This window comes from Mesorhizobium sp. WSM4906, assembly GCF_029674625.1.
Classification (GTDB): Bacteria; Pseudomonadota; Alphaproteobacteria; order Rhizobiales; family Rhizobiaceae; genus Mesorhizobium.
In genome coordinates, this window is the sequence record NZ_CP121355.1 from 4822063 (window position 1) to 4844383 (window position 22321).

Below are 22321 nucleotides of genomic sequence, written 5' to 3' on the forward strand. Positions count from 1 at the left end.
AAACCGAAAGAATGAGCAATGACCCAGCAAATGCACACACCACCGGTCGTTTCGCCAGAGGCCTGGGAAGGCGCGTATGACGAGATGCTGGTGAAGGAAAAAGCCCTTACCCGCGCCCGCGACGCTTTAGCCGCCGAGCGCCGCCGCATGCCGTGGATGCTCGTCGTGAAGGATTATGTGTTCAAAGGCCCGAACGGCAAGGCAAGCCTGCTCGATCTTTTCGAAGGCCGCCGGCAGCTGATCATCTACCGCGCCTTCTTCGAGCCGGGCGTCTATGGCTGGCCGGAGCATGCCTGCCGCGGCTGCTCGCTCGGCGCCGACCAGGTCGGCAACCTTGCCCATCTCAACGCCCGCGACACCACGCTTGCCTATGCCTCGCGCGCGCCGCAGGCCGACATTCAGCGGCTGAAGCAGCGGATGGATTGGAAGATGCCCTGGTACACCATCACCGACAGCTGGGATAAGGATTTCGGCGTCGACGAATGGCACGGCCACAACGTCTTCATCCACGACGGCGACCGCATCTTCCGCACCTACTTCGTCAACAACCGCGGCGACGAGGCGTTCGGCACGGTGTGGAGCTATCTCGACGTCACCCCGCTCGGCCGCCAGGAGGTGTGGGAGGATTCGCCCAAGGGCTATCCGCAGACCCAGACCTACAAATGGTGGAACTGGCACGACAACTACGAAGCGGGCGCCGCCCCCGACCAGAGATGGGTCGAGGTGTCGGATGCCGGCGAAGCGGCGTTCCGCAATAAGGACGCCTGAACGTGACACGACTTCGGCGGCGCGAACCGCGCCGCCGAAGCCGATCCCCGCATCTCTCCGAATTTTGAAATCCCGACCGCTTCGGGAAGGTGAATATCATGAGCATCGACAATTCCGCCCCTCGCCCAACCGGCTTGAGCAGCTTCGGCCTTGCCGACTGGCTTTGCCTCGCCGCCGCGCCGACCTTCGCCATGATGGCGCTGCTGACCGCCGGCTATGACGGCCACGACATGATGTGCATGTCAGGCTCAGGCGCCTCGATCCTTAGCGGCATGGCGCCGATGTATCTGCTGATGGCCGGCTTCCATCTGACGCCATGGTTGAGGCTGATGGCAAGGCGCGGGTGAGATCTCCACTGAGCGCCACCTGGATTGCGCAGGCTGCGATATCAGGCGCTCGCCGGCTCATGGGACCTCGTCGCCATGTTCGACGTGCTCGAGCACGTTCCGAGCCTTCCTTTCCTTTCCCGCCTTCAGACCAGTCATCTGGCCGTCGCCGTCCCAATGGCGGACTACTCCGCCCAGGCGAGCTCGCCCAGATGGCGACGGACCCAGTTCATCTCTTCAGAAGCCGTGCGCCCAAAATGCCGCTTGAAGTCGCGGCTGAACTGAGCCGCGCTCGCATAGCCGACCGAAGCCGCGACCTGAGCGATCCTGCCCGTGCGCGCGATCGCCAGCCTTGCCTCATGCAGCCGCATCGCTTTCACGTACTGCATGGGGCTGCTTCCGGTCATCTCCTTGAAATGGACGTGGTAGGAAGGCACGCTCATGCCCGCTTCTCTCGCCAGATCGGCGACCGAGATTTCGCAGCTGTAGTTTTCCCGCAGCCATGCGAGGCTCCGCACGATCCTTCCCGACCGGCCCCTCTGCTGCAGGGCCGCGATCATTGCGCCGCCTTGCGGGCCAATAAGCACCCGGTAATGCAGCTCGCGCAGCAGGCTTGATCCAAGAACGGCGGTCTCGGCAGGGCTGCGAAGCGCCTTCAGCAGGCGCAGCAAGACGTCCTCGATGTCGGTGCCTATCCTGCTTGATACGAGACTTCGCGGCTTACCGCTTGCGGGAACGGAATGCGTCTCCAGCTGCGCTGCAATCTCGGCCGCCAGCCGCATGTCGAACTCGACATAGACCGCAAGCAACGGACGATCGGGGCTGGCCATCGACTCCATTCGAAACGGAACCGGCACCGACACCGCCAAATAGTGTTCTTCGTCGTAGAGGTAGACCTCCTGTTCGAGGATGCCTCGCTTGCTTCCCTGCAGGACGAACACCGCGCCGGGTTCATAAAGCACCGGGACGTCATGAAGCACAGCCTCCGTCCGGAGCACCCGCACGCTCTCGAGTGCGGTGGCGTTGTATCCAATGCGTTCGGCGAGAGCTCCAGCCAGGTCGACCAGTTGCCGTCTTCGTCCGGCGTCCGTTCCAATAGGATTTGGCAAGTTATTCATAGGAATCGCGATCGAAGACACCATCGCCAAATACTATTTGCCAAGGCGCACTCCATCAACAAAGGACCGCAGACCATGGCGAAAAAGACCTTCTTCATCACCGGCGCCAATTCCGGCTTTGGCCTCGCCATCGCTTCCGCCGCCATCCAAACAGGCCATACGGTCATTGGCACCGTACGGTCCGAGACGTCGCGCGCGGCACTCGGCAGATCCCTGCCCGCGATCCGAACGGTCATGTGCGATGTCACGGAGTTCGACCGCGTGCCGGACGTCGTCGCGCAGGCGGAGGAAGAGCACGGGCCCGTCGATGTCCTGATCAACAATGCCGGCTATGGCCATGAGGGGGTGCTTGAGGAGTCGCCGCTCGAAGAGATGCGGCGTCAGTTCGACGTGAACGTCTTCGGCGCCGTGGCGGTCGCCAAGGCGTTTCTTCCGAGGTTCCGCGAGCGGCGCCAGGGCTTCATCGTCAATGTCACCTCGATGGGCGGCATGATCACGATGCCGGGCATTGCTTACTATTGCGGCAGCAAGTTCGCGCTCCAGGGCATATCGGAAGTGATGCGTTCGGAAATGGCCCCGTTCGGCATACACGTTACGGCGGTCTGCCCCGGCTCCTTCCGGACGGACTGGGCCGGGCGCTCCATGGTCCGGACCGAAAGGTCCATCGCGGATTACGATGCGCTGTTCGATCCGATCCGGGAAGCTCGGCAGGCGAAAAGCGGCAGGCAGCTTGGCGACCCCGGCAAGCTTGCCAAGGCCGTGTTGGCTTTGGTGGAATCCGAAGCTCCGCCGCCGCAGCTCCTGCTTGGCAGCGACGCTCTCAAGCTCGTGTCCGAGCGTATCGAGCGCCTCCAGCAAGAGATCGAAACCTGGAGGGCTGTGACCATCTCGACCGATGGCTGAATGAGCGCGGGAATAGCCTCACTGCATTGCCTTCCGCGCCGGCCCGAACAATAGTCGGGCGATGTTCGAGGCGATAGCGAGTCACTGGTCTACGCTTATTCTTCTCCTGTCGTTGGCTATGGCGGCGGTCGGCATCGTCCATGCCATCATGACGAAGGAGGACGTGCGCGCCGCCACCGGCTGGGTCGGCGTGATGCTTTTGTCGCCTTTCCTCGGCGCCATCATCTATGCCATCGCCGGCATCAACCGCATCCGCCGCGCGACGATCAGCGCCCTGCGGCCCGTCACCGGCGAGGCCGCCGAGGCCAGGCACGACCCCGACGTGGCTGTGGAGGCGCTGATCGAAGCTCAGTACGGCCAGCGCTTCATCGGGTTGAAGACGCTCGGCGACAGGGTGGCGCGGCGGCCGCTGACTTCGGGAAACGCGATCGCCGTGCTCGAGACCGGCGACGAGGCCTATGCGGCGATGTGCAAGGCCATCGACGGCGCGCAAAAGAGCGTGCTGCTCGAGACCTATATTTTCGACAACGACGCCGTCGGGCAGATGTTCGTCCATTCGCTGGCCGGCGCCGTCAAACGCGGCGTCGCGGTGCGGGTGCTGATCGACGCCGTCGGCGTGCGCTATTCCGTGCCGAGCATTCTCCACCAGCTCAAGGAAGCCGACGTCGCCGTCGACCTCTTCAACGGCAAGATCGTCATGGGCTTGAGACTTCCCTATGCCAATCTCAGGACCCACAGGAAGATCCTGGTCGTCGACGGCACGGTGGCGTTCACTGGAGGCATGAACATCCGCAAGGGATTCTCGGCCGAATTCGCTGGCTCCGACAGCTCCAGGGACACGCATTTCGAGGTCACCGGGCCGGTGGTGGCCGACCTGTTCTCGGTCGCCGCCGAGGACTGGCGCTTCGCCGGCAATGAGGCGCTGAAGGGCGATATCTGGCCAGTCGAACGCGGCGCGCCGCCGCCCGGCCAGCCAATGCTGGTCAGGGCCGTGGCGACAGGCCCGGATGCCTCGAACGAAACCAACCACAAATTGCTGATGGGAGCGTTTTCGGTCGCGCGCAAATCGATCCGCATCATGTCGCCCTATTTCCTGCCGGACCGCGAGCTGATCAGCGCGCTGACCACGGCCGGCCGTCGCGGCGTCGAAATCGACATCGTGGTGCCGGCGGTGAACAATCTTTTCCTGGTCGATCATGCGATGACGGCGCAGTTCGACCAGGTGCTGAAGCATTATTGCCGCGTCTGGCGCCACGAAGGCCCGTTCGACCATTCCAAGCTGATGGCCATCGACGGCGTGTGGGCGTATGTCGGCTCGTCAAACCTCGACGCCCGCTCGCTGAGGCTGAATTTCGAGATCGACATGGAGATCCTGGACGCCAATTTCGCCGCCGAGATCGATGCCCGCATCGGCGCCGCGATCGCGTACGCGCAAGAGGTGACACTGCAGACGCTGAAGGCGCGGCCGTTCGTCATTCGCGTTTTCGACCGATTGCTGTGGCTGGGATCGCCCTATCTATAGACGAGGAAGACGAGCAGCAGACCCATGGAGAGAAACGGACGCAGCCTTCCAGAGACCGTGCTCCTGTCGATCCGCGGCAGAAAGATGCGCAAGGCGATGTCGACGCCGCGCAAGCGGATAGAGGGCGCCGAGATGGTGGTCGCCTCCTACAACGTCCACAAATGCATCGGCACCGACCGCAAATTCGACCCCGAACGGACCGCGCGCGTCATCCGCGAGATCGGTCCTGACGTGATCGCGCTGCAGGAGGCCGACAACCGGTTCGGCGATCGCGCCGGTCTGCTCGACCTCAACCGTCTCGAAATCGAAACGGGACTGGTGCCGGTGCCGATCAGCGGAAACGGCAAGGCGCATGGCTGGCGCGGCAACGTGCTTCTGTTCAAGCGCGGCACCGTGCGCGACGTTCACCAGATCAAGCTGCCGGGCCTGGAGCCGCGCGGGGCGCTGATCGCCGAGATCGATCTCGACGAGAACCGGACGCTACGCGTGATCGCCGCCCATCTCGGCCTGCTGCGCCGCTCGCGCTCGGAACAGGCCCGCGTCGTGCTCGACATCATGAGCAGCGCCGATGAAAGGCCGACGCTGTTGCTCGGCGACCTCAATGAATGGCGGCTCGGCAACCGATCGGCGCTGAACACGCTGCACACGACCTTCGGCCACGCGCCGCCGGCCGTGCCCACCTTTCCCTCCGGCTTGCCGGTGCTGGCGCTCGACCGGATCATGGGCAACCGGCACGGCATGGTGTCAGCCGTCGAAGCGCATGACACGCCGCTGTCGCGGGTCGCCTCCGATCATCTGCCGCTGACGGCTTACGTGCATCTGTAGCCGAGAGCGGCCCAAGGCGAGGCACTGTCGGTGTGGGCGGCCAACGCACTTGTGCGGGCAGCGCTCGAAGACGAGCGCGATGCCGGCGCTCCGGTGCCGGGAGGTTAGGCTTCCGGAAGGCCGGCCCGCGCCAGCATTTCCAGGAACCGGGCGTGATGATCATCCCGCACATAGCGCGGCAAAAAGCCTGGGCAGACATTTTCCAGGTTGAGATGCGGAAGCTGCGACAAGCAATGATGGATGGCGCGTGAGGCTTCGTCATTGTTGCCGGTCGCCGAAGCAGCGGCCGCCCAGTAAAGGGCGCCGCGAACGAAACCCGGCTTTGTCCTGACCACCTTGCGGGCGACTTCGAGCGCCCGGCGGTCGTCGCCGCCGGCGAACAGCGCGACCGCCAGTCCATGATGACGCCAGAAGTCGATGACGTCGTGCGTGCCGAGGCGGATCGCTTCATTGGCCGAGCGCAGCGCTTCGCTCACCTGGCCGCGCAGGCCGTAAAGTTCGCCGAGATCGCCGTGGCCACTCGGATAGCTCGGGTTGAGGCTGACCGCGTGGCGGCATTCGACAATCGCCTCGTCGATCCGGCCGTCACACAAATAGGCGAAAGACAGGATGCAGCGGGCGATTTCATCGTCCGGCACAGCCCGCACCGAATCTTCGGCAAGCCGGATCGCGTTGGCGACATGCTCCGGTTTGCCAGGCAGCGCGCCGAATGCGAGCCCCATGGTCGTCGCGATGGACAGCGTCCGCTTTGCCCGAGCATTTTCCGGCGCAATCAAAAGCGCCTTCTCGGCGAGTTCCTTCGACTCCAGCAGCGAGTCCCTGGTCATCTCGAAGTACTTCATCAGCGCTTCATTCACCAACCAGCGCACCTCAGGAACGCCTGCAGGGCTCTTGTCACGAACCTTCCAGTTGGTCAGTTGAAGTTCGAGGCTGACCGCCAGCACAACCGACTGTGCGATCCTGTCCTGGAATTCGAGCGCGTTCTCCGAATGGCCGTCGAATTTCTGGGCCCAGACATTGTGACCTCCGGCGGCGTCGACGAGCTGGACGTTCACCCTCAGTTCATCCCCGGACCTCTGGATGCTGCCGTTGAGCGTATAGCGGGCGCGCAGCGTGGTCGGCGCCTTGGAATCCTCGCCGCTCTCCAAGTGCGGGAGCCCCGAGAGAACGACATAGTTGGCCACCTCGGAGAGGGCCGTGGTGATGTCATGAACGAGACCCTTGGCGAAGAAGTCGTCGCCTCGCTCTCCCGTCAAATTGGCGAAGTCGCCGACACTGATGGATGGACGCCCGAGGCGCTGGCCGGCCGGAACCGCATTTGCAGGCTGCTGACCTGGCGACGTATCGGCGGAAGAAAGGGATTGCCAAAGCGCCCGGGTCTCCGGGCTGACGTCGACACCGAACTCCTTCTTCAACATGCTTCTGCAAGCTTCGAAGGTTCGCAGGGCCTTGTCCCGCTGACCGCAGGCAATGAGCAGCTCCATCTTCAGCCGATAGGATTCTTCCCGGGTCGGCTCCATGGCCAGAATTCGATCCGCCACGACCAGACCGCTTTCGGCATCCACGAGGCGCGCGAGCCTCTCGAAGGACTCAAGAGCACGGCTCAGCAGCCTTTCACGTTCCGAAGCCGCCCAATCATCGAAAGCATTGCTGCCCAGGTAGAACCCGTCGAGAAACGGCCCGGTGTAAAGCGCCAGCGCCGTTTGGAGTTCCTGAGCGGAACGGGCTGAAAGACCGGTTTCAAAATCCTCCACGTCAACCCGCACCGCATCCGGTGCAAGGCCGATCAATTCCTTGTGGGAATGGACGATATCCATGCCGGCTCGCGACAGATCCCGGCGCAGGATGCTCAGCGTCTGCCGCAAACTGTTGCGCGAGTGCTCGCTATCGCTATCGCTCCACAAGAGGTCGGCCAGCCGTTCCCGAGGCGCGGCCATGCCCGGACAGCGGGCCAGATAGGCGAGGATCGCCGGGCCTCGCTTTCCGGTCAGCCAAACCGGACCGCCAGCTTCCCTTTCAATCTGGAAACCGCCGAAGAGTGAGACTTTGCTGCCGGCTACGCCCGCCCCATTTCGCATTTGCTTGAACAGCTTCTCAGAATGACGAAATTCTAACTCAAAACTAACGCTGCGGAAACTGCGCAGCCCCACCTCCAAGCGCTGCCGTGACGGTATGTGATTTAGGCTTCGCTGAATTAGCTGTCACTTGTTTCCCGCCGAGGGGTGCGGCGAATGTCAAAGCTCACAGCCAACGTACTGCTCCTGTTTGCCGGGCCGCGGGAGCGTGCCCATTCCTTGCTGAGATTGGCGGCGCTGGCCGCCACGGCGTTTTGGCCGCCGACCGTGCATGCGGCCAATGCCGATGGTGCGGTGCTGAACGTCGACGTCGCGGTCGTCTTCGCGGTGGACTTCTCCTCTTCGATCGACCCCAAGATCGCCGATCTGCAGCGTGAGGGCCATGCCGCGGCGCTCACCTCGCCCGAGATCATCCGGGCCATCTCCCAGAATTACATCGGCTGCATCGGCGTGGCTTATTTCGAATGGTCGAGTCCCGGCTACTCGCACACGGTGCTGCCGTGGACACGTATCTGCGGCCTGGAAGACGCCAAGGCGGCCGCGTCGGAGATCAGGAAGCACGGCGACACCGGCCATTTCCGCCGGGGCCGCGGCGGAACGTCGGTTTCGACGGCCATCGATGTCGGAAGCCTTCTGCTCGACCGGTTTCCGGGCAATGCGATGAAGAAGGTGATCGATATCTCTTCCAACGGCGAGAACAATGACGGGCTGCCCGTTCAGCCGAGCCGGCAGAACGCCATTGCCAAGGGATACACGATCAACGCGATCGCCATTCCAGCGGACGACGAGGCCCCCGGACAATCGCTGGCGTCCTATTTTGCGCAGTCCGTCATCGGCGGCTCCCAGGCCTTCGTGGTTTCGTCGGCCGGACCGCGCGACTACATCACGGCGCTGCGCCGCAAGCTGGTGACGGAAGTCAGCATGAACGACCCGCGCCTTGCGGCAACGGACATTCCTTAGGCCTGCACGGCCGCGCCGTGCCTGGCGGCCATCTCCCGGCAACGGGCGATAGGCTATTCGACGCGCGCCGAGTCCCACCATCCCGGCATGGTCGTCCATGCGCCGACGAAGGGCGGCGTCATCACGCAAGACCGCTGCTCGACCGCTTCGCGGCACAACCGTTCGGCCAAGGTGTCGATCCCGATCTCTTCGGCGGTCGCGATGCCCAGGCGCTCGGCCATCGGCAGCAGGCTGCGCAAGGTCTGCGAGATATAGTTGTAGAGCGGCGAAGCAGGCCCGCTGCCGGCAAGGCCGGCGGAAATCATCTGCGGCGCCGGGAGCCCCGCGGCAGCGAAGGTCATCGGCAGCCTGCTGCCCATGTCGATCTCGAACCCGGCGCGCTCGATGGTGTCGGAGATCCAGCCGACGCACCGGCTGAACAACGGCCCCTCGGGAAAGCAGCGCGTGAGCGGCATGGCCAGTTCCTGGAAGGCGACGATGCCGCCCGGCCTGACATGGCCGGCAAGCCGCCTGAGTGTCGCGGACGGATCGGGCAGATACATCAGGACGAGCCGGCCGATCACGGCATCGAAGGTTTCGTCACAAGCGAAAGCGTCGAGATCCTGCGTGGCAAACCTGGTCCAGTAGCATCGCCCGGTTTCGATGGCGCGACGCTCCGCCATCGCTGTGGCGTCCGCCGAACGGTCGACGCCAAGCACCATGCCGCGAGGGCCGACCAGCTTTGCGGCCAGCAGCGACACATCGCCTACGCCGCAGCCGACGTCGAGCACGCGCATGCCCGGCCGAATTCCGGCCCGGCGCAGCATATCTTCGGTGAAGTCGCGGATCAACGCGCCCTGCAGCTCCAGCCGCTGCAGTTCGTGGCTGGAGTAGCCCAGCGCATAGGGGCGCGGGTCGGTTGCGGGCGCATCGGCACTCACGACAGGATTGGCAAGTCTCTTTGCCATGAAACTTCTCCTCTTCGCTGAGAAAGTCTGATCGGTGTTCGTCGACCGGCCGGCGGACACTGGTCATTTGATCCCGACGATGATCGAGGTGGGGCCGGCGAGATGCTCGCAACGGACATCGGCAAAACCGGCTTCCTTGACCCAGCCGACGCCCTCGGCGCAGGTGTAGTCGAAGCCGCCATTGGTATTGACCAGCATGTTGAGGCTCATCAGCAGCCCTGCGGCATTCTCCCGCCGCTCGTCATCGATGATCTGGTCGTAGACGATGAGCGCGCCGCCCTTCGGCAGCGCCGACCAAGCCTTGGCAAGCAGCCCGCGCTTCACCTCCAGGTTCCAGTCGTGGAGGATGTGTCCCATCACCAGCACTTCCGCGGAAGGCAGCGGCCCGGCGAGGAAGTCGCCGGAGTAGAAGCTCAGCCTGTCCGCCAGCGCATGCCGCTCGACATAGGCCTCGAACACCGGCCGCATCGGCGGCAGGTCGAAGCCGCCACCGGTGAGATGCGAATGGAGGCGGCCGACCTCGACCGGAAGCCTGCCTTCGGCCGTACCGATGTCGATGAAGGTGTCGTAGTTCGCCCAGGGAAACCGGCGGGCGAGCGCTTCCGCAGCCTGCAGGCTGCCGCCGCTCATCGCCTTGGCGAACATCTCCACCTTCTCCGGGTCCGAAAACAGCATCTCGAAGAGGTCCTCGCCGTCTGCGGTGCCGTTTTGCGGCTTGCCGGTCCTGAGCGCTTCGGTGAGCAAGCCCCAGTTCGCGTAGAGCCGCTGCGCTGCCCCGGCGAGCATGCCGCCGACATAAGTCGACTTGTTGCGGTCGAGGTAGCAATCGGTCGCCTCGGTGTTGCGGTAGGCGCCGCCGTCGCGCTCCAGCATGCGCAGCGCGACCAGCGCATCGAAGAAATCGCGCGCGCCGCGCTCGTGCAATCCAAGACGCTGTCGCAGCGTCTCCCCGTCGAGCGGGCCGGCGGCCAGCTCGGTGAACAGGCCTAGCTCGGCGGCGCTCAGCAACGTCTTCGAGGCCCAGAAGCCGAGACCCAGCTGCAAGATGCCTTCGGGCGAGAGCTCCGTGGCGTCCTTCGCCCCCGCCATCGCTTTCGTCGCCTCGGTGATGCGTGTGTCCATGACAATCCTCCTGGCTCCGGAGCCTGACCCATTGAACTAGGATAGGGCTCCATCCGATTGATCAGCCGCGATCTTTCCGGGTCATAAGGTTTGGATCGCGGCCCAGGTCGCCGCAGGACTGTCGCGGAAGCCCGCTACGGGCTGATTTCAGGAGGCGAGAATTTGGTTACAATCGTAACGGGGTCATCGGCCGGCCAGCATCGGCGTCAGTGCAGATGACGAGCCAGGCATTGCGCGACCGCGGCCGACAGCAGCGGCTTCTTGATGACTTCGCTTATGCCGGCCGCCGTCAGCTGGCGCGATCTCGGCGACCGGCCGTAACCGGTCATCAGCACGACCGGCAATTCCGGCCGGATCCGATGCAATTGGCCGGAGAGCTCGATGCCGGTCATGTCGGGCATCACCTCGTCGGTCAGCACGAGGTCGAAGCGCTCGGGATCCGTGCGGAATGCGCTGAGGGCAGCGGGGGTCCGGTCAAATCCGACCGGCTCGTAGCCGAGCGCGGCCAGCATCTCTTCGGCAAGCTGCATGAGCGGCGTGTCGTCGTCGACGACAAGGATCGTCTCGCCGCTGCCGTACCGGATCGGCACGTCGGCGGTCTCACCCCCGTCCACGTCCTCGGCGGCGCGCTCGATCCGCGGAAAATAGATCTCGAATGTCGTGCCTTCGCCGACCTTGCTCCGCACATCCACCGCGCCCCCGTGAGCCGCGACGATGCCGTGCGCCGTCGACAGGCCGAGCCCCGTGCCCTGCCCCGCCGGCTTGGTGGTGAAGAACGGTTCGAAGATGCGCTCGAGCGTCGCCTGATCCATGCCGCTGCCGCCGTCGCTGACGGCGAGGCGGATATAGCGGCCGGGCGGCAGATTGCCATGCGACAGCATGCTGGCCTCCACAGGGGCCGTCGTGTCGAGATAGACCCGCATGACGCCGCGATTGTTCATCGCGTGCCCGGCGTTTGCGCCGAGATTCATGACCACCTGCTGAAGCTCGGTCGGGTCGCCCATCATCACGGCATCGGCGGCGGCAAGATGCGTCTCCACTGAAAGCGTAGCGGGAAACGAGGCGCGCAATAGGTCGACAGCCTCCGCAACCACGGGCTGCGCCCTGAGCGCGTGATGCCGCCGCTCGCGGCGGCGGCCAAAGGCAAGGATCTGCTCGGTGACGTCCTGCGCCCGCTCGCCTGCTTTCATGATCTGCTGGACATAGCGCCGCGCGCGGGACTCCTTGAGCAGCACCGCCAGCGCCATCTCGCCATAGCCGAGGATCGCGCCGAGAATGTTGTTGAACTCGTGCGCTATGCCGCCGGCCAGCGTTCCGATCGCTTCCAGCCGCTGCGACTGGTTGAGCCTGGCCTGCAGCGCCTCGCGTTCGCGTTCGCTCCGCTCGCGTGCGATGGCATTGGCGAAAATCTCCGCGGCGGTGCGCAGGAGGGCGATGTCGTCGTCCGCCCAATGCTTCTCATGCGTCACGGCATCGAGAGCCAGGAAGCCCAGCCGCTCGCCGGTGTGCCATAGCGGTATGCACAGCCAGGATCGAAGCCGCCAGTCCTGGAGGCGCGCCTTCTCCGGGCCGTCCGGCAGCTCGCCGACACGAGGGACCGAGATGCAGCCCTGCTGCTCGTTGTCCGCGAGCGACCAGCGCGAAGCGAGCTCGATCATGTCGGTCGCCGGACGCGCCGGCATGTCCACGCCCTCGCGGCGATGGGCATAGCCGCCGGCCGGGCCGGCGTCGCCCGCGCGGGTGACGACGATCTGCGCACCGTCGAGCCCGGACTGTGCCACCAGACGGGCAAGACCCTCGGCGATATCGGAGCGGATGCGATCGCGCGGCAGGTTGATGAACTGGGACGAGATCGATGCGATCAGGCCCTCGAATTGCAGCCGCTCGCGCAGGATCTGCGCGTTGCGGCGCAGGCGCGCGAGCAGATAGGCCACGTAGCCGACGAGGACCAGCGCGGCGACGTAGAGCATCGCCTGGAACAGCGCCGCCCTCGCCGCCAGGCGCCCATGCGCCGCGAGATAGGCGTCCTGGAGTTCGCGGGCCCGCTCGCCCGTCGGCGCGGCCTGCAGGCGCGAGACGAGATCGTCGACCTCGGGGAGCCTCGAAACGATAAGCCGGCCGTGGGAGGCCAGCGACCGGACATCGCCCGCGCGCGCAGTGTCGAGCGACGGGCTTTCCAGCCGATCGAGCGCGGCGGTGACGGCCTTGGCCTCTTCCGGCTGGGGATCGCCGATGAACCGCGACATGGCGATGGTCAGGGCTCCGATCTCCACCGTGCGAAGGCCGTTGCCCTCGGACGCAAGCCGACCGCTCATGTAGTTGAAATAGTTCAGGGAATTCTGCAGCAGCGCGTTGGCCGACTTGAACGCCTCGACAATCGTCTCCTCGTCGCGCACCGCGGCGACGACCCCTGCCACGCGACGGTCGATGTCCGCCCGCGCCTCGCCGCTGGCGACGTCGCGGGCGACCGGCAGGGCCAGCGTCGCCTCGTCCAGCCTGCCGATCGAGCGGACGAGCGGGTCGTAGTCGCGCAGTAGGCCCGTCCGCGCCCTCAGCACATCGCGCTGGAGGGCGGCGTTATAGAGAATGACGGTCCTGAGGGCGTCGAGGGTGCGCTCGTGGCGCGCGGCATCGGGTGCGGCGCCCTGCACGAGAAGATAGGTAAGCACAATGAGCAGGCAGGCGACGACCGGCGCCAGGATGGGGAGCGATTTCATGGCTGCGGATGCTCGGCTGCGCTGGTCAATAGGCGGCCGCGATAGCGGCCGGTCAACGTGCCGAGGAATTCGACGATGAGATCGGCGTCATGCTGATCGAGTTCCCGGCCAAGCTGGTTGCGCGCCATGATCCTCACCGCTTCGCCAAGGGAGGCGGTGCTGCCGTCATGAAAGTACGGAGCCGTCACCGCGACATTGCGCAGGCTCGGAACGCGAAACACGTGGCGGTCGGCTTCGATGCCGGTGACGGCGAAGCGGCCGAGATCGGCCGTGGTGACGGTTTTCTGGCCGGCGAAGGGATCCTGGAAGATGCCGAACTTCTGAAACAGGTTGCCGCCGATATTGACGCCCTGATGGCAGGCGATGCAGCCATAGGCCTTGAACAGCCGGTAGCCCTGCTCCTCGTCGCCCGAGATGGCGCCGCGCTCGCCCTTGAGATAGCGGTCGAAACGGGCATCGGGCGTGATCAGCGAGCGCTGAAAGACGGCGAGCGCGTCGAGCACGCCCGTCCGTCCGGGCGCGGCGCCGTAGAGCTTCGCGAACCGCCCGGAATAGTCCGGATCGGCGCGCAGCTTCGCCAGCAGTTCCTCCCAGCTCGTATTCATCAATCTCTTGTCGAGCAAGGCTGCCTCGTTCTGCTCCTCGAAGGAGTGGAAATTGCCGCGCCAATTCAGCCGGAAATCGAGTGTGGCGTTGAAGACCGTCGGCGCGTTGAAATCGAGCCGCCCGCTATCCGCCGCCACGGAGCGAACCTGGCCGTCGTCGCCACCGCGATCGAGCCGGTGACAGGAACTGCAAGCGAACAGGTCGCCATGCGAGAGCCGGGGATCGTTGAACAGGCTTTCGCCGAGCGCGACCCTGGCCGGGTCGGCGGCGCGGGCCTCCGCCAGCGGAGCGATCGGCTCGGCCGTCTCGGGAGCAGGCCGGCCGACCTCAACCAGTGCAAAAGGGGCGACCATTACCAGGCAAAACGGAACAAAAAACCCCGCCAGAACCTTACCAGTCTGCTCATGCGCCATCGAGTGAGCCTTTGGGCCGGCCAAGTAGTTCATCGGCGCTTACCAATAAATCGCCGAAAATCGATGTTTAATGATGCTCTATAAAAGCAACGGCCAGGCCATGGGTTCCATGCTTGCGGACGGTGCGACATGCCAGCCGAACGGAACACGCGCCTCGAAGAACAGGCGGAAGGCAGGATGAAGTCGGGGTCGGCGGGAAAGCATATCCTCGTCGTCGACGACGACCCCGATATGCGCGCCATGCTTGCCAACTACCTCGAGGGCGAGAACTTCAGGGTCAGCGCCGTCGCCGACGGCCGGGCCATGGCCCGCGTCTTCAACGAACGCACGGTGGACCTGATGATCCTCGACATGCGGCTTGCGGACGAGGACGGGTTCGACATCATGCGGCGGCTGGGCAGCCCGCCGGAGGCGCCCATCATCATCATCACCGGCCACAGGCGCGAGGAGACGGACCGCATCGTCGGCCTGGAGCTCGGCGCCGACGACTACATAACCAAGCCCTTCAGCCTCCGGGAGCTTTTGGCGCGCGTGCGCGCCGTGCTGAGGCGGGCGGGCGCGGCGCAGCGGCGTCCGCAGCGCAAAAGGCACACGCGCTACCGCTTTGCCGGCTGGGAGCTCGACCAGCGCAGCAGAAGCCTCAAATCGCCGGACGGCGAAGCGACGCCGCTGACCGCGGGCGAGTTCAACCTGTTGGTGGCGTTGCTGAGATCGCCACGGCAGATCCTGAGCCGCGAGCAGCTTCTTGCGGCGAGCAGAATGCACGACGAAGAAGTGTTCGACCGCAGCATCGACGTGCAGATCCTGCGGCTGCGCCGCAAGCTCGAGGCCAACCCGAGCGAACCGAAGCTCATCGTCACCGAACGCGGCGCCGGCTATGTGTTCACGGCGGCAGTGGAGGTGGTGTGAGAGGCTGGCGGGGAGGATAACGGTCGAAGCAGCGATCCTTCGCGCCCCACCTCTAGGCTAATGCAGCGCTGGTCGACCCCCACTCCGTCTCGGCTTCGCCGAGCCACCTCTCCCCCGATCGACGGGGTAGAGGAAAGGCGCCAGGCTTTTTGCCGTCGATGCTCATCCAGCAGCGCCCCCTTCCTTTCCCTCCGGAGGGGGGAAAGGTGGCGCTGCGAAGCAGCGACGGATTGGGGGAACCACGTGGCAATCAAGCCTCAGGTCGCTCATCCCTCCCTCAGCCACACCAGCATCTCGCCGGGGTCGCGGTTGTCCCAGGCGAAATAGGGAACGGCCTTGAGCGTCGTTTGCTCCGTCGCCGGCGGCTCGGAGCGGTAGAGGTCGCTGCCCCAGTTCTCCGTTTCGGCCCGGCTGCCGATGGCGGAGAGGGTGACGATGCCGCCGAGCAGGTTCGGCTCGCGATGTGCCTCGAGCTTCGCCTCGCGCGGCAGTGCGATGCGGTGCAGCCCGCCGCCATTGTCGGTCTCCTCGACGCAGTAGATCAGCGGGCCGCGCGCCAGCGCCACGCGGCCGATATCCTGGCGCACTTCCGGATTGGCGAAGAGGCGTGCCATCGACATTTCGAGGTCGAGCTCGACCCGGTCGCCCTTTTGCCATTCGCGGCGGATCGCGGCATAGCCGTCGCTGGTCGCGGCGCCGAGATCGACCATCTTGCCGTTCACCTTGAGCGCCGCGTTGCGGCACCAGGCGGGTATGCGCAGGTGAAGCGTGAACGCAATCGGCGCCTCCGCCTCGACCTCGATCGCGACCGCGCCGTCCCAGGGATAGTTGCTGGTCTGGACGAGGCTGACCGGCCGGCCGGCGATCTCGAAGCGGGCGGTCGAGTCGCCATAGAGATGCACGGCAAGCGCGTCGTCGGCGAGGCCGTAGAAATAGCTGCCGATGGAAGCCACCATGCGGCCGATATTGGGCGGGCAGCACGGGCAGCGGTGCCACTTCCAGCGATGATGGCCGCCCCGGCTCTCCAGCGGGTTCTCGTAGAAGAACAGCGAGCCGTCGAGCGACAGGCCCGAGATCGAGCCGTTGTAAAGCGCGCGCTCCATCATGTCGGCGTAGCGGGCGTTCGGCCCCATACCGAGCATGCGGCTCGCCCAGAACACCAGGCCGACGGAAGCGCAGGTCTCGGCATAGGCGGTCTCGTTGGGCAGGTCGTAGTCGCTGGTGAAGCCTTCATTGTGCGCCGACGGGCCGATGCCGCCGGTGACGTAGAGGCTCTTCGTCGTCAGATCGTCCCACAGCCGGTCGAGCGCCGCGCGCAGGCTGTCGTCGCCATATTCGGTGGCGATATCGGCCATGCCCGAGAAGAGGTACATCGCCCGGACCGCGTGGCCGACGACCTTGTCCTGCTCGCGCACCGGCTTGTGCGACTGGTTGTACTCGTAAGTCTTGAAATGGTAGGCCTTCGGGTCGGCGCCGCGGGCGCGCGCCTCCTCGTCGAAATAATGCGGCTGCTGGCCGCGCTGGTCGATGAAATACTTGGCGAGATCCATGTATTTTTTCTCGCCCGTCACGCGCGCGAGCTTGACCAGCGCCAGCTCGATCTCCTCATGGCCGCAATAGCCTTTCTTCTTGCCGGGCTCCGGGCCGAACATCGAGGCGATGTGGTCGGCGTATCGGCACATGATGTCGAGCAGCTTGCGCTTTCCCGTCGCCTGAAAGTAGGCGACCGCGCCCTCGATCAGATGGCCGGCACAGTAGAGCTCGTGGCAGTCGCGCAGGTTCGTCCAGCGCAGGCCGGGCTGGATGCGCTGGTACCAGCTCGACAGATAGCCGTCGGGCTGCTGCAATTTTGCGTACATGTCGATGACGGCATCGATCTTCTTCTCCAGCTCCGGATTGCGGCGCCGGTAGAGCGAATAGGCGGCGGTCTCGATGGTCTTGCCCCAGTCGGAATCCCAGAACATCTGCGTCGTGACCGTCGAGCCGGTGAACTCGGCGCCCTGGGTGTTCGCCTCGTCCGGCGACGGCGAGTGGAACGGGATGACGACGCCGGGCGACGGCCGGTCCGGATCGATCTGCTCCAGCATGCGCGCCTCGACGCAGCGGTCGTAGAGGATGCCGGCGGTTCTGCTTGCCACCGCATCGACGCGGTCGCCCCAGAAGCCGCGTACATCGACCTGCGGCACCGGCAGCGGCCGGAAGGCGAGCTTCGGCCTGGCGGTGTCGGTTGCGGCGGCGGGCTGCGATGCGGTCATGAACTTCACTCCATTCGAATTATTTGACGGCCCCGGCCATCAGGCCGCGGATGTAGAAGCGCTGCAGCGCCAGGAAGAGGATCAGGCAGGGCACCATCATCACCGTGACGCCCGCCTGCACCGCGCCCCAGTCGATGGCGCCGAAACGGCCGGACTGGAGCGCGGTCATCATCACCGGCAGGGTGAATTTGGACTGGTCGGTCATCAGCACCAGCGCCGCCAGGAACTCGTTCCAGGCGCCGAGGAAGGCGAAGAGCGCGATGGTGACGACGCCCGGCCAGACCAGCGGCAGCATCACCTTGACCAGCATGGTGACGTTGTTGGCGCCGTCCATGCGCGCGGCCTCCTCGATCTCGCGCGGCACGGCGTCGAAGGCGTTGCGCATCATGAAGATCGAGAAGGGAAGCTGCAGCGTGACGTAGACGCAGACCAGCCCCGTCAGCGTGTTGTGGAGGCCGAGCCTCGTCAGCACCAGGAAGATCGGCGTCAGGATCGACTGGAACGGGATCATGATCGTCGACAGGATGAGGACGAAGAAAAAATCCCGGAACGGAAAGCGGAAGCGCGAGAAGCCGTAGCCGGCGAGCACGCTGACCAGCACCGAGAGCAGCACCGTCATCGCCGAGACGTAGATGCTGTTCTGCGCCGAGGCCCAGAGGCCGTCGCCGAAGGTGTTCAGCGTCTGATAATTCTCGACCGAGAAGCCGGTGGTCGGCCAGGGCGGCAGCGGCGGCTGGCGCGCTTCCTGCGCCGGCTTGAAGGTGGAAAGCACCGTCCACACGATCGGCGCAAGGAACAGCACCGAGGCGATCATGCCGGTGGAATGCCTGGCGAGGCTGAAGGCGACTTTCCGGTTTTGCGACATCGCCTCGGCCATCAGTCGAGCCCCTCGGGCTTGCGCAGCAGCCAGAGCTGGATGAGGCTGAGCGCCACCAGGATGACCAGCAGCACCATGGAAAGTGCCGCGCCGTAACCCAGCTTGAACGAGACGAAGGACTGGTTGAAGATCCAGTAAACCGCCGTCAGCGTCTGGTTACGCGGGCCGCCGCGCAGGATGATGTAGAACTGGTCGAAGGCGAGGATCGAGCCCGCCACCGACAGGATCAGCGCCAGCGCCAAAGTGCGGCGCATCAGCGGCAAGGTGATCGACCTGAAGCGGGCAAACGGGCCGGCGCCATCGATGACGGCGGCCTCCTGCAGATCCTGCGGGATCGACTGCAGGCCGGTCATCAGGATGATCATGGTGAAGCCGGCGACCTTCCACACCACCATGGCGATGATCGACCAGAAGGCCGGCTGGAAGGTGGCGAGAAGATTGACCTTCCTCTCTGTCAGGCCGAGGTCGAAGGCGGCCGGGCTGAACAGGCCGGAATCGACGTTCAAGAGCCACGACCACAGAAGGCTCGCCGAAGCGAAGCCCACCACCGCCGGCATGAAGAAGGCGGTGCGATAGAGATTGGTGAGCGGCCGCGGCCGCTCGATGAAGATCGCCAGCGGAAAGGCGACGGCGAAGATCGCGATGGTGACGATCACGGTATAGTAGAAGGTGAATTTGAGCGCGTTCCAGAAGCGGGTGTCGCGCAGGATGGCGAAATAATTGTCGAGGCCGACAAAGGCATGCTCGCCCATCAGCGGCCAGTTGTTGAGCGACATCCACGCCGTCATGCCGAGCGGGATGACGAAGAAGACGACGACGAAGGCGACGGCCGGCAGGACGTAGAGCAGGCCCACCCATTGCCGGCGGCTGACGAAGGCTCGTGTCCGGGCGGGTGCGGAGGCGGCGGCGATGGCGGTCATGGCCGGGCTCCCCCTTCTCCCCTTGTGGGGTGAGCAGCCGGTTCACCGAAGGTGAATTCATCGTGCCAGTGGCACGATGAAAGGCCGGCGAACGCCGGGACGCTGCGAAGCAGCGGGGACCCGGCCGGGGGTGGATCGGCCACCGCCCGGCCCTTCGCAGGCTCAGGGCGTTCGAAGCTCGAAAAGCCAAGCAATTGGCTTTTCGTCCGCTGCGCGGACCGCTTCTCACCCCACAAGGGGAGAAGGGGGCGCGAAGCTCGCGGCGCCCTCGAATTGACGATGCTGATGAGAGTGAATTGTCTCAACGCGATAGTCCTGCTGTTAGCGCGGTCGTCCCCCTCCCTCTCGAGGGGGAGGGTCCGGCCGAAGGCCGGGGTGGGGTCGCCGGCGACGGGCGCCGACGGGGAGATAGCGTCGGCGCGCTTCACAGCCGACCCCACCCGGACCTTCGGTCCGACCTCCCCTCGAGGGGAGGGAGGCGCCAGCCTACTTGTTCGGCGCCTGGTCGATGATCGACTGCATCGTCTCCTGCGCATTGGCGATGGCGCCGTCGACATCGTCGCCGAAGAACACCTCGTTGACCATCTGCGTCCACGGGCCGTTGGCGGAGTTGATCAGGTCGTTGAACACCACCGTGTAGGGCGTGCGGCCCTTGGCCATCGCCTCGGCCGCCACCTGGTAGCGCGGATCGAGATCCTTGAGCGCGTCCTTGGCGATGTCGCCGCGCACCGGCAGGCTGCCATATTTGGCAAGAATGGTCTGGCCTTCCAGCGAGTAGGCGAAGTCCAAAAACTCCTTCACCACGGCGATCTTCTTGGTGCCCTTGGTGACGACGAAATTGTCGCCGCCGGCGAAGGACGACCAGCCGCCGTCCTTGCCGGGCAGGAAGGTGATGCCGTAGTCGATGTCGGGATATTGCGTGTTGAGCGCGCCGATGGCGAAGGCGCCGGACGGCGAGATGCCGATCTTGCCGCCGGCGAAGGCGGCGAAGAAGTTGGCGCCGGTGTCGGTCTGCGCGCCCTCGGGCACCAGCCCCTTCTTCACCATCGAGCGGTAGAGGTCGATCGCGCCGCGCAGCTGCGGGCTGTCCAGCGTCGCCTTGGAGCCGTCCTCGGAGAGGATGTCGCCGCCCGAGGCCCAGATCAGCGGCGTGAAGGTGAAGATGTTGCAGCCGCCGCAATTGCCGGAGAAGTAGAAGCCCTTGATGTCGCCGCCGAGCGCGTTGACCTTCTCGGCGTCGGCCTCGATCTCGGCCCAGGTCTTCGGCCCCTTCTCAGGATCGAGCCCGGCCTGCTTGAACAGCTTCTTGTTCCAGATCAGCACCGAGGAATCGGCCGAGAACGGCAGGCCGTAGACGCGGCCCTTGTAGGTGCCGGTCTTCACATGCGCCGGCGAGAGGCTGGAAAAATAGGGCAAGGATTTCGCCCAGTCGGTGATGTCCTCGAGCTGGCCGGCGGCGGCGAAGGACGGCGTGTAGATCAGGTCGAGCGACAGCGCGTCGGGCGCGGTGCCGCCGGCGGCGGCTGCGCCATATTTCGGGATGATCTCGGCATTGGGGATGATGTCGAGCTTGATCTGGTCCTTATGCGCCTTGTTGAAGGCGTCGACGATGCGCGGCATGAAGTTCGAGCCGTCGGCGCGCACCCAGATGTTGGCGGTCTCGGCGGACGCCGCCTGCAGCCCGCCGCCGATCACGGCCGCGGCCAAGGCCAGCTTGGCAATCAAGGTCTTCACGTTATTCCTCCTCATGGTTCTCCTCCCGGTTTGGCCGTTGCGCGACGGCCGTTTCGTTCGATGCCTCAGCCGCCCGGCGGACGGCCGCATGACTGACGCACCACCAGCCGGCACGGCAGTTTCCTGATGCCCGGCGCGGCCGGCTGGCCGCCCACGAGCGAAAGCAGCGCGAGCCCGGCCTCGCGGCCGAGCGTCGAAAGGTTCATGTCGACCGAGGTGAGCGGCGGGCGCGTCGCCTCGGCCACGATCTCCCAATTGTCGAAGCCGATGACGCCGACATCGTCGGGCACGCGGATGCCGCGTTCGCGCAGCGCGTCGATGACGCCGCGGGCGATCTGGTCGTTGCCGCAGAAGACCGCGTCGGGCCAGCCTTCCCTGCCCGCCTTGGCGAACAGTTTTGCCACCGCCTCGTGGCCCCAGCCTTCCGACCAGGCGCCAAGCAGCGGCTCGGCCGTGGGCAGGCCGTGCTCCTCGAGCACGTCCCGGTAAGCCTCAGCCCGCGCGTGCACCACCGCGAAGCTCGCCGGGCCGCTGACATGGGCGATGCGGCGGCGCCCGAGCCGCAAAAAGTGCTCGACCGCCAGCCGCGCGCCGCCGGCATCGTCGGAGACGAGGCCGACCGCGCCGGGGTCGGGCTGGGTGAAGGCGTAGACCACGGGCACGCGCAGGTTGGAGAGGTCGACCGGCAGATGGCGGTCGATGCGCTTTCCGGTGGCGATGATGCCGTCGACGCGCTTGTCGAGCATGGCCTCGACATGCAACTGGCCGAGCCGCGTGTCGTCCTCGACATTGCACAGGAACACCGAGACGCCATTGTCGACCAGCGCATCCGAAACGCCGGCCATCAGCGGCAGCGAGAAGCGGCCATAGGTATCGTTGGTGAGAAGCCCGACGGTGAAGGAGCGTTTTCGCAGCAGGCTCTGCGCCAGGCTGTTCGGCCGGAAGCCGAGCAGCCTGGCCGTCTCGCGGATGCGCTCGCGCGTCTCCGCCGTCATCCGCCCCTGCCCGTTCAGCGCCTTGGACGCCGTCGCCACGCTGACGCCGGCCGCCGCCGCCACCTCGCGCAGCGTGACCGGGGTCTTGGCGGAAACTGGCGCTGGCTCGGCGTCGGCGGACATGGGCGCGGCGGATTCCCCTAGCTGGGAAAAGGTTTTCTCTTACCGCCCTGCGCGGTGATGACGGGTGAGGTCAGCGGGCGCGGAGCGATTTGGGAAAAGGTTTTCTCAGGGGAGATTAGGGGAAGGTGAGGAGGTTGGCAAGGGGGATGAGCTACATAGGCGGCGGCTGTTCCTGAATGGTCGCCCGAGTCGACCCGAATTAGCCG

At 65.3% G+C, this 22321-nt stretch carries 18 protein-coding genes; 7 read left to right on the forward strand and 11 right to left on the reverse strand.

Features of this window, described 5'->3' with window-relative positions:
• Positions 1 to 18 precede the first annotated feature (18 nt).
• The gene (locus QAZ22_RS23235; RefSeq protein WP_278203034.1) at positions 19 to 768 is read left to right on the forward strand and encodes a DUF899 family protein; all 750 of its coding nucleotides are present in this window, start codon (positions 19 to 21) and stop codon (positions 766 to 768) included.
• A 98-nt stretch (positions 769 to 866) separates the two neighbouring features.
• Positions 867 to 1115, forward strand: coding sequence for a hypothetical protein (locus QAZ22_RS23240; RefSeq protein ID WP_278203035.1), 249 nt, complete (start codon positions 867 to 869; stop codon positions 1113 to 1115).
• 164 nt (positions 1116 to 1279) lie between these two features.
• Here the strand turns inward: QAZ22_RS23240 and QAZ22_RS23245 are convergent, their stop codons facing one another.
• The gene (locus QAZ22_RS23245; RefSeq protein ID WP_278203037.1) at positions 1280 to 2236 is read right to left on the reverse strand and encodes an AraC family transcriptional regulator; all 957 of its coding nucleotides are present in this window, start codon (positions 2234 to 2236) and stop codon (positions 1280 to 1282) included.
• 51 nt (positions 2237 to 2287) lie between these two features.
• Between QAZ22_RS23245 and QAZ22_RS23250 the strand changes: the two genes are divergently transcribed.
• From QAZ22_RS23250 to QAZ22_RS23260, 3 genes are all read left to right on the forward strand, one after another.
• Positions 2288 to 3115 (forward strand): oxidoreductase, encoded by an 828-nt coding sequence (locus QAZ22_RS23250; protein ID WP_278203038.1) that lies wholly within the window; start codon positions 2288 to 2290, stop codon positions 3113 to 3115.
• Between the two features lie 61 nt (positions 3116 to 3176).
• Positions 3177 to 4637, forward strand: coding sequence for a phospholipase D-like domain-containing protein (locus QAZ22_RS23255; protein ID WP_278203039.1), 1461 nt, complete (start codon positions 3177 to 3179; stop codon positions 4635 to 4637).
• Between the two features lie 24 nt (positions 4638 to 4661).
• Complete coding sequence (locus QAZ22_RS23260; protein WP_278203041.1) at positions 4662 to 5462, forward strand: endonuclease/exonuclease/phosphatase family protein; 801 nt, start codon at positions 4662 to 4664, stop codon at positions 5460 to 5462.
• Between the two features lie 104 nt (positions 5463 to 5566).
• Here the strand turns inward: QAZ22_RS23260 and QAZ22_RS23265 are convergent, their stop codons facing one another.
• Positions 5567 to 7540 carry a BTAD domain-containing putative transcriptional regulator gene (locus QAZ22_RS23265; RefSeq protein WP_278207918.1) on the reverse strand — a complete coding sequence of 658 codons (1974 nt, stop codon included), beginning with the start codon at positions 7538 to 7540 and terminating at the stop codon, positions 5567 to 5569.
• Positions 7541 to 7693: 153 nt separating this feature from the next.
• On the opposite strand from QAZ22_RS23265, the gene QAZ22_RS23270 reads away from it, so the two are divergent.
• Positions 7694 to 8497, forward strand: a complete 804-nt coding sequence (locus tag QAZ22_RS23270) for a DUF1194 domain-containing protein (protein WP_278203042.1) — start codon at positions 7694 to 7696, stop codon at positions 8495 to 8497.
• A gap of 53 nt (positions 8498 to 8550) precedes the next feature.
• Here the strand turns inward: QAZ22_RS23270 and QAZ22_RS23275 are convergent, their stop codons facing one another.
• The 4 genes from QAZ22_RS23275 to QAZ22_RS23290 form a co-directional block, all read right to left on the reverse strand.
• The gene (locus QAZ22_RS23275; protein WP_278203043.1) at positions 8551 to 9444 is read right to left on the reverse strand and encodes a methyltransferase domain-containing protein; all 894 of its coding nucleotides are present in this window, start codon (positions 9442 to 9444) and stop codon (positions 8551 to 8553) included.
• Positions 9445 to 9507: 63 nt separating this feature from the next.
• Positions 9508 to 10566 (reverse strand): methyltransferase, encoded by a 1059-nt coding sequence (locus QAZ22_RS23280; RefSeq protein ID WP_278203044.1) that lies wholly within the window; start codon positions 10564 to 10566, stop codon positions 9508 to 9510.
• A gap of 206 nt (positions 10567 to 10772) precedes the next feature.
• Entirely contained in the window at positions 10773 to 13283 is a 2511-nt protein-coding gene (locus QAZ22_RS23285) for a two-component system VirA-like sensor kinase (protein ID WP_278203045.1), read from the reverse strand.
• The gene (locus QAZ22_RS23290) at positions 13280 to 14242 is read right to left on the reverse strand and encodes a cytochrome c peroxidase (protein WP_278203047.1); all 963 of its coding nucleotides are present in this window, start codon (positions 14240 to 14242) and stop codon (positions 13280 to 13282) included. Before QAZ22_RS23290 ends, QAZ22_RS23285 begins: the two co-directional genes overlap by 4 nt.
• A gap of 189 nt (positions 14243 to 14431) precedes the next feature.
• On the opposite strand from QAZ22_RS23290, the gene QAZ22_RS23295 reads away from it, so the two are divergent.
• Positions 14432 to 15211, forward strand: a complete 780-nt coding sequence (locus QAZ22_RS23295; protein WP_278203048.1) for a response regulator — start codon at positions 14432 to 14434, stop codon at positions 15209 to 15211.
• Positions 15212 to 15477: 266 nt separating this feature from the next.
• Here the strand turns inward: QAZ22_RS23295 and QAZ22_RS23300 are convergent, their stop codons facing one another.
• The 5 genes from QAZ22_RS23300 to QAZ22_RS23320 form a co-directional block, all read right to left on the reverse strand.
• A complete protein-coding gene (locus tag QAZ22_RS23300; RefSeq protein ID WP_278203049.1) occupies positions 15478 to 17466 on the reverse strand; it encodes a glycoside hydrolase family 127 protein in 1989 nt (662 codons plus the stop codon).
• A 19-nt stretch (positions 17467 to 17485) separates the two neighbouring features.
• Entirely contained in the window at positions 17486 to 18343 is an 858-nt protein-coding gene (locus QAZ22_RS23305) for a carbohydrate ABC transporter permease (protein WP_278203051.1), read from the reverse strand.
• The gene (locus QAZ22_RS23310; protein WP_278203052.1) at positions 18343 to 19263 is read right to left on the reverse strand and encodes a sugar ABC transporter permease; all 921 of its coding nucleotides are present in this window, start codon (positions 19261 to 19263) and stop codon (positions 18343 to 18345) included. Before QAZ22_RS23310 ends, QAZ22_RS23305 begins: the two co-directional genes overlap by 1 nt.
• Before the next feature lie 486 nt (positions 19264 to 19749).
• On the reverse strand, positions 19750 to 20997 hold the full coding sequence (locus QAZ22_RS23315; RefSeq protein ID WP_278203053.1) for a sugar ABC transporter substrate-binding protein: 1248 nt from the start codon (positions 20995 to 20997) through the stop codon (positions 19750 to 19752).
• Positions 20998 to 21062: 65 nt separating this feature from the next.
• Positions 21063 to 22115, reverse strand: coding sequence for a LacI family DNA-binding transcriptional regulator (locus QAZ22_RS23320; RefSeq protein WP_278203054.1), 1053 nt, complete (start codon positions 22113 to 22115; stop codon positions 21063 to 21065).
• Positions 22116 to 22321 lie beyond the last annotated feature (206 nt).

Excerpts from the sequence above, each read along its gene's own strand:
- QAZ22_RS23305 (WP_278203051.1), bottom strand. The coding sequence starts at position 18,343 with ATGGCCGAGGCGATGTCGCAAAACCGGAAAGTCGCCTTCAGCCTCGCC.
- QAZ22_RS23280 (WP_278203044.1), bottom strand. The coding sequence starts at position 10,566 with ATGGACACACGCATCACCGAGGCGACGAAAGCGATGGCGGGGGCGAAG.
- QAZ22_RS23255 (WP_278203039.1), top strand. The coding sequence starts at position 3,177 with ATGTTCGAGGCGATAGCGAGTCACTGGTCTACGCTTATTCTTCTCCTG.
- QAZ22_RS23285 (WP_278203045.1), bottom strand. The coding sequence starts at position 13,283 with ATGAAATCGCTCCCCATCCTGGCGCCGGTCGTCGCCTGCCTGCTCATT.
- QAZ22_RS23295 (WP_278203048.1), top strand. The coding sequence starts at position 14,432 with ATGCCAGCCGAACGGAACACGCGCCTCGAAGAACAGGCGGAAGGCAGG.
- QAZ22_RS23270 (WP_278203042.1), top strand. The coding sequence starts at position 7,694 with ATGTCAAAGCTCACAGCCAACGTACTGCTCCTGTTTGCCGGGCCGCGG.
- QAZ22_RS23310 (WP_278203052.1), bottom strand. The coding sequence starts at position 19,263 with ATGACCGCCATCGCCGCCGCCTCCGCACCCGCCCGGACACGAGCCTTC.
- QAZ22_RS23240 (WP_278203035.1), top strand. The coding sequence starts at position 867 with ATGAGCATCGACAATTCCGCCCCTCGCCCAACCGGCTTGAGCAGCTTC.
- QAZ22_RS23275 (WP_278203043.1), bottom strand. The coding sequence starts at position 9,444 with ATGGCAAAGAGACTTGCCAATCCTGTCGTGAGTGCCGATGCGCCCGCA.
- QAZ22_RS23260 (WP_278203041.1), top strand. The coding sequence starts at position 4,662 with ATGGAGAGAAACGGACGCAGCCTTCCAGAGACCGTGCTCCTGTCGATC.
- QAZ22_RS23245 (WP_278203037.1), bottom strand. The coding sequence starts at position 2,236 with ATGGTGTCTTCGATCGCGATTCCTATGAATAACTTGCCAAATCCTATT.
- QAZ22_RS23320 (WP_278203054.1), bottom strand. The coding sequence starts at position 22,115 with ATGTCCGCCGACGCCGAGCCAGCGCCAGTTTCCGCCAAGACCCCGGTC.
- QAZ22_RS23300 (WP_278203049.1), bottom strand. The coding sequence starts at position 17,466 with ATGACCGCATCGCAGCCCGCCGCCGCAACCGACACCGCCAGGCCGAAG.
- QAZ22_RS23265 (WP_278207918.1), bottom strand. The coding sequence starts at position 7,540 with ATGCGAAATGGGGCGGGCGTAGCCGGCAGCAAAGTCTCACTCTTCGGC.
- QAZ22_RS23250 (WP_278203038.1), top strand. The coding sequence starts at position 2,288 with ATGGCGAAAAAGACCTTCTTCATCACCGGCGCCAATTCCGGCTTTGGC.
- QAZ22_RS23290 (WP_278203047.1), bottom strand. The coding sequence starts at position 14,242 with ATGGTCGCCCCTTTTGCACTGGTTGAGGTCGGCCGGCCTGCTCCCGAG.
- QAZ22_RS23235 (WP_278203034.1), top strand. The coding sequence starts at position 19 with ATGACCCAGCAAATGCACACACCACCGGTCGTTTCGCCAGAGGCCTGG.